This window comes from Atribacterota bacterium (genome assembly GCA_028703475.1).
In the GTDB taxonomy this organism is placed as follows: domain Bacteria; phylum Atribacterota; class Phoenicimicrobiia; order Phoenicimicrobiales; family Stramentimicrobiaceae; genus JAQVMU01.
This window is the reverse complement of record JAQVMU010000010.1, coordinates 28,666-32,050: the sequence shown is the minus strand read 5'-3', so window position 1 is coordinate 32,050 and position 3,385 is coordinate 28,666. Positions and strand designations below refer to the sequence as shown.

Annotated in this window: 4 protein-coding genes; all 4 read right to left on the bottom strand. The window is 38.0% G+C overall.

The genetic code is table 11. The annotated features are described in order from the left end of the window. On the bottom strand, nt 1-350 hold a 350-nt coding region (locus tag PHQ99_02400; GenBank protein MDD4288429.1), incomplete at its 3' end, for a plasmid pRiA4b ORF-3 family protein. A gap of 44 nt (nt 351-394) precedes the next feature. Next, nucleotides 395-1,501, bottom strand: coding sequence for an aminopeptidase (locus PHQ99_02395; protein MDD4288428.1), 1,107 nt, complete (start codon nt 1,499-1,501; stop codon nt 395-397). A gap of 44 nt (nt 1,502-1,545) precedes the next feature. Beyond that, nucleotides 1,546-2,715 carry a DUF362 domain-containing protein gene (locus PHQ99_02390; GenBank protein MDD4288427.1) on the bottom strand — a complete coding sequence of 390 codons (1,170 nt, stop codon included), beginning with the start codon at nt 2,713-2,715 and terminating at the stop codon, nt 1,546-1,548. Nucleotides 2,716-2,770: 55 nt separating this feature from the next. Further along, the coding region (locus PHQ99_02385; GenBank protein ID MDD4288426.1) for an SIMPL domain-containing protein at nt 2,771-3,385 on the bottom strand (615 nt) is incomplete at its 5' end.

Below are 3,385 nucleotides of genomic sequence, written 5' to 3'. Positions count from 1 at the left end.
CCTTCTAAGGTAATTATATGCTGCCAGTTATCTCCAAAGTCGTATATATAAACAGCATTTTTATTTTTTTTGTTGAAATACATGGAAATGAATTCTTTCCAGCCTGGTAATGTCTTGTCATTTATGGATTCTTCAGTGGGAATGCCAATCTTCTTTTTTTCTCCTGAGGTCGGATTAGTTAAAATAAATTCATGAAGACGGCAATCCTGCCAACCCATGGCATCCTGTATTGCAACATGTAAGTCCCAAAAGGTATATGATTCCGGGACCTGAATAACTCTCCAGATTTCCGGCTTGATATGTTTCAATTTAATCTTGAATTGGTATATTCTATTATAATCTTCATTCATTCTGTTTGCCCTCCAGTCTTTTAATAAAATTATGGCAAATGTAATTAAAATTCTATAATAAATTTACCATCTTGGTAAATGAGCTCATTATCAGCAAAAATCTTTCCATCTGTTTTCATATCACAGAGCATATCCCAGTGAATGACAGAGGTATTTTTTCCTCCGGCTTCGGGAAGAGACCTTCCCAGGGCAACATGGACGGTTCCGCCAATTTTTTCGTCAAATAGAATGTTTTTGGTAAACTGCCTGATATTGTAATTTGTTCCTATTGCTACTTCACCAAGGTATTTTGCACCTTTGTCGCTTGTTAACATTTCTTTCAGGAAATCTTCCCCTTTTGCTGCACTGGCTTCTATTACTTTACCCTTTGATAAGGTCAACCTTATGTCTTCTACTTCTCTGCCATCATGGATTGCAGGAAAACTGAAACGAATATGACCTTCTGCTGAATCCTCAACCGGACTGGTAAACACTTCTCCATCAGGGAAATTTTCTTTTCCGGAACAGTTAATCCATTTTCTCATTTTTATGGATACTGTCAAGTCAGTATCGCGGGAAATTATTCTGAGTTTTTCTTTTTTGTTAAGATAATTACATATTTTTTCCTGTTCCCTGTCAATACTCTGCCAGGAAAATATTGGATCTGCATCATTTAAATGACATGCATTATAAGCAAATTCTTCATATTCAGAAAGGGACATACTGGCTTCCTGGGCTACCCCCATGGTTGGCGAAAGCGTACCACACCAGCGGACTTCACCATCTGCTAAACGCTTAAAAAGCCTATCGATGATAGGTTTTCTTCCCTGAGAATATTTTTTCATCCTGGATGGTTCAATATTTGAAAAAATCCTGGTATTGGTATTTCCCCAGATACTCAATAAGACATCTGCAGTATTATAGCTTTTTATCAGGCTCTCAGGCAAGTATTTTAACTGTTCTTCGTTTCCTTCTTTTAATGCAATTTCCTGTAATTCTTCTTCCAGAAAACGGCATTCAGGGAAGGCTCCTGCTTTAATTGCCTGACGATATATTTCTTTCATCAAAGGATAGGTAGCAAACTGACCGATAATTGCCAGTTTCTCTCCTTTTTTAAGCTCTACCGAATAATTCAATATAACTTCAGCGTGTTTTTCAATAAGTTTATTCACTCTAATTTTTCTCCTCTAACAAAACAGACTATTTATCTGTTAGTTTATATAGTTTTTAAATTCTTTAATATTCCATAAATCTGTTCAGCCTTGGCAGGGCATCCCCTGATATTTTTCACAGAATTATCTTCTACAACACTGCAACCGCATTGTCCTATCCCGACTATGGGGAGTCCTTTATCTTTTGCCTGCTGAAGCCTGTCTTTTTCATCGGTAAGCAATTGACCCATGGCAACAACACATTCCGGTGAATATCCTTCCCGTGAAAGGCGGCGCATAGCAGCTGCCAGTGCCCCTTTACATGAACTGCATGTTCCCTTTTCAATTATTACCAAATCTTGCAGACTTAAGTCCGGTACTTTTTTCTGACTGGCTTGAATTACAATATTTTTGGTCTGTGCATCCGGCGGATTAATGACTTCAATTTCTTCAATGTTTTCAGGACCTATAGCGGATTGACCGGCAATCCTGATGTGCTGTATATCTTTGATACCATAACCCAACAGGGATGCAGCAACCATGTCAACAGCAAGGACGTTTTTACCAATCATAACAGTATCCAGCCTGACCGGATCTCCGCCTAATTCCCACTGCAGGGAACAGGTAGTTGCATCCAGAACAGTCAGGTCCGGTTTAATCACTGTATTTAAATCTACAATGCACTGATGGAGATTTAATCTGTGGAAGCGATGTTTTTCCTTATCGTGAATACAACCTTTTAAATTTTTCATTCCAATGGTGACTGTAGTCTCTCCGTGAATCTTTAAAACAGGTACATTGATAAAATACTCATATTCAAATACCGGTTTGTATATTTTTACGCTTTTAATCTCCTTGCCCAGGGGAATATCTGTATCAATGGCCGGGGTTTTTTTAAAGTCTATAACTTTAACCCCGTATTTTCGGGCTATTTTGTCCATTCCGGTAACATGGAAAGCTTCAATGGTGTCATCACCTGCTGTGGAGCTTTCACCTAAAGCTATCTCAGCGGGACTGGTTTTCAGTACTTCCTGAATTAATGCTTCGATAACCTCCGGATTGGTAGTGGCACCGGTATCATTCTTTTTAGCAATGACAAGGTTTGGCTTTATTAGAATACGTTTTCCGGATGGAATTATCTGCTTTATTCCGCCTAAGTCTTCCAGGGCAGCATTGATCATATCTTTGACAGGATGGTCGTGTTGAGAGCTTACCCGGAATAACTTTTTAGTCATTTTTTCTCCTTTTTTAAGAAAAGTGTAATAATTTTTATTCAATATATACAATTAATTACTGTACTAAAAACTGGGCATGTACAGTTACCTTGATTTCTTTTTTTCGGGATGATGTATTATACATACCATAACTTTGAACTTCAGTAGAATATGGTTCAATAATCTGGAATACTCCGGCCTGAGACCATATCATCTTTCCAGGTTGATGTCCGCTTTCCTGTAAAATCTTTTCTGCCCTTTCCCGGGCATTTTTGGTTGCCAGAGCCAGCAAGTCTTTTTTCAAATTATCTATCTCTGAGTAAAAGTATTCTAAAGATGAGACCTGGAAGAAAATATTTTTATCTAAAAGTTCATCGGGATTCAATGCCAGGTCCTCTATCTCTTCTACATTATCAGAAATTATAAACAGGGACTGGTTTAAGGAATATCCTACCACTTCACCATTTCTATCCCACCGCTTCTGGGTAGTAATCGGATTTATATTTATATCCTCTTCTATAATTCCTTTTTCATTTAAGATATTAAGAAGACTGTCTCTTTTTTCCTGAATATTACTATAACCGTCGCGCATGTTTACCAGGTCTGTATTCTCTTCAAAGGTAATGTTCCACTTGACAATATCTGACTCAAATGGCTCAGTCGCTGCCCCAAGAACCTGTACATAATCGCG

Coding starts and splice junctions, on each gene's coding strand:
- PHQ99_02390 (MDD4288427.1), bottom strand. CDS start 2,715: ATGACTAAAAAGTTATTCCGGGTAAGCTCTCAACACGACCATCCTGTC.